This window comes from Bacteroides acidifaciens (genome assembly GCF_024623065.1).
Classification (GTDB): Bacteria; Bacteroidota; Bacteroidia; order Bacteroidales; family Bacteroidaceae; genus Bacteroides; species Bacteroides acidifaciens.
This window is the reverse complement of the sequence record NZ_JANJZR010000154.1, coordinates 1-2792: the sequence shown is the minus strand read 5'-3', so window position 1 is coordinate 2792 and position 2792 is coordinate 1. Positions and strand designations below refer to the sequence as shown.

General features: G+C 35.1%; 2 protein-coding genes. Both read left to right on the top strand.

Features of this window, described 5'->3' with window-relative positions; translation table 11 throughout:
* Window positions 1–374 precede the first annotated feature (374 nt).
* Complete coding sequence (locus tag NSB03_RS20290; RefSeq protein WP_024988855.1) at window positions 375–1700, top strand: tyrosine-type recombinase/integrase; 1326 nt, start codon at window positions 375–377, stop codon at window positions 1698–1700.
* 12 nt (window positions 1701–1712) lie between these two features.
* The gene (locus tag NSB03_RS20285; protein ID WP_024988854.1) at window positions 1713–2702 is read left to right on the top strand and encodes a hypothetical protein; all 990 of its coding nucleotides are present in this window, start codon (window positions 1713–1715) and stop codon (window positions 2700–2702) included.
* The last annotated feature ends 90 nt before the right edge of the window (window positions 2703–2792 follow it).

The following is a 2792-nucleotide window of genomic DNA, read 5'->3' as shown; positions in this document are numbered from 1 at the left end:
ATTTTGATGATAATCAGAGGATTATTCTAAAATTGTTGCTGACCAACCTGATTGTATTCGATTCGCTGAATAGTTACCAGAATGCACCAAAATGCAAAAGAATTATAAAAGTAGTACCATCTTTGCCTATTTCAAAAAAAAGACCCTCTCAGAAATCACCTGAAAGGGCTTTGTGAGGTTCCTGACGAACCTCTCTTTCTTTATTTTCCTTATTTATTAGATAAAACATTGTTTTCATAAACTATTGAAAAACAATAAATTATTTATCACACAAAGAAAATAGAATAAAATAAGATAAAAGTTTGTAGTACCAATGTAGTACCAAATCAAAAAGAATCTCTATCTTTGTAGTACCAACTTATAAAAGTAAAAATATGGGTGCAACATTCATTTTAAGAACTGACAAAAGCGAAGGATATGCAACCTTATACGCTCGCATACAAAACAGGGTTCCAAAGATTAACATTCGAGTATCTACCGGATTAGAGGTTGATATAAAAGAGTGGAACAAATCTTTAACAGGAGCCAAAGCCCTAACAGCTTTCAGGACAGGCAAAGGAAAAGAACTTTACCTTAAACTAGACGCTATTTCATCAACGATTGACGCACTAATAAAAAATGGTGTAGCCATAACTTCCGACATAGCTAAAGAGCGTATACATGAGATAGTATATGCCGAACAAATAGCAGCCGAGAAAGAACGTGCCGAGGCCGAAGCTAAAGCCCTAGAAGAAGAACAGGCCACCAACTTCAACGGCTTCATAGCACAATTCATTCACGAATGCGAAACCGGAAAACGGAAAAAGAAAGGAGGAACCACAAATATATCTCCTGGAACAATCAAGAGCTACAAAGGCTTTCAGTCCCAGTTTAAAGCGTATCAGGAAACAAGATTAAAGGTTATTGATTTTGATGACCTGACAATAGAGTTTTATAATGACTTCCGCTCATTCCTCACAGATAAGGAATATTCCCCCAACACTATCGCCCGCATGGTGAAGATATGCAAAACGATATGTTACGCAGCCGAGCAGCTTAAACTTATGGATGCGGCAAACGTCCGGTTTGGTTTTGATGTGATCTATAAAGATGTTGATAATGTTTACTTGACTGAAGAACGAATACAGGAACTTTATGAGTACGATTTATCCAATCGTCCGGCATGGGAAAAGATAAAAGATGTGTTTGTAGTCGGCTGTCTGACCGGGCAACGAGTAAGTGATTATAAGCGCATCAATTCAAAAATGATAGTTACCCTTACCGATGGCAATAAGTACATCAAACTTAAACAGGAAAAGACCGGAAATATCGTTTATATTCCTCTTGATTATCGTGTTGCGGCTATCCTTGACAAATATAACGGTGCACTTCCCAAAGTCTACGACCAAAAGATAAACGACCATATCAAAGAGATTGGCGAGGCTTTAGGATGGACGGAAATAGTAGAGTTAGACGAACAACGGGGAGCAATGGAGTATACAGCAAAGAAACGTTTCTGCGACCTTCTTAAAACTCATACCTGCCGAAGAAGCTTAGCAACCAATATGTATAAAGCCGGGGCTTCATTAAGTTCTATAATGGCTATCACCGGACACAGTAGCGAGCAACAGCTAAAGACATATCTCAAACTAGATGAATCAGAAAAGAGTATGATAGCAGCTAAAGAGAATTATTTCACGAAATTACGAATAGCAAAGTAAAATTCTTCAAACATGAAAGAACTTTTAAAAATGCTACAAGATATATCTGATTTATATACAGCATTTGGAAATAGTAAAATTCTTCTAAAAATCAGGGAAGATGCTATTTTAAAAATTAAATACGTAGATGAATATGTAGAACCTGTATGGGGTGATGATATTCAAAGAATGTTTATACGTTGGGCTGAAAAAAGCAGATTTAGAACAGAGCAATTGCTTTCTGATGAAGAATTAGAAAAAGCAGTGAATAAATATGGAGCAAATTTAACAGAAGACTTTGATAAAGATTTAATACTCAATATTGAAAGTGTAATGTTTGCGTTGGATAAAGAAGACCGAAATATTTTCGCCAAACGGTTGTTAAAGAAAATGGCCCCACTCATACGTAATGAATTTAATTTATTATTTTTGGGTAATATAGGATTATACATTCACAAACTATACAACACTCAAGAAGGATATATAATCCATGAACGTGTAAGAAAAGCCCAAAGAATAGCCGCCTTTGTAAAGTCCTTTACCAAATCATTAATAGACTTATTTAATGATTTTAACATCGACATTCACTATATTACTTCTGAACTCGAAATAACAGATGCAGATTTTTGCCTTCTAAAAAAAGACCTTTTATCTTCTTTAGAGAGAATTACAAAAGACTTATCGTTGCTTTATTCACCACTAATAGACAAGATTTATAAAGAATGTAACGATACCCAATGGGATGGCATTGCTAAAAACGATTTTATAAAAATACTAAATGGCAGTGGTACAAATCTTCAGTTAACTATAAAAAAGGGGGAAGTAAATAGAACTAAAGTAATCTTCCGAATGATAGGAAACAATATAAGCGATAAAAACCATAGACAAGAATGGATCGAAAGAATTAGAACTCATATATTTGGCGGAGTAGATTTCATGAAAGCAACATTACGAACGGACACATTAAGCGGAGGTTACAGCGAAAAAGACGCCCAATTTCAACAATTTATAGACAATTTATAGCCCTTCCCTAATTTTAATAGTCCGTTAAAAATTCAACATATTGGCTAAGCGGCTTCTGTCACTATGCCAAAGAGTTCTTTGATAAGTTTA

Coding starts and splice junctions, on each gene's coding strand:
- NSB03_RS20290 (WP_024988855.1), top strand. CDS start 375: ATGGGTGCAACATTCATTTTAAGAACTGACAAAAGCGAAGGATATGCA.
- NSB03_RS20285 (WP_024988854.1), top strand. CDS start 1,713: ATGAAAGAACTTTTAAAAATGCTACAAGATATATCTGATTTATATACA.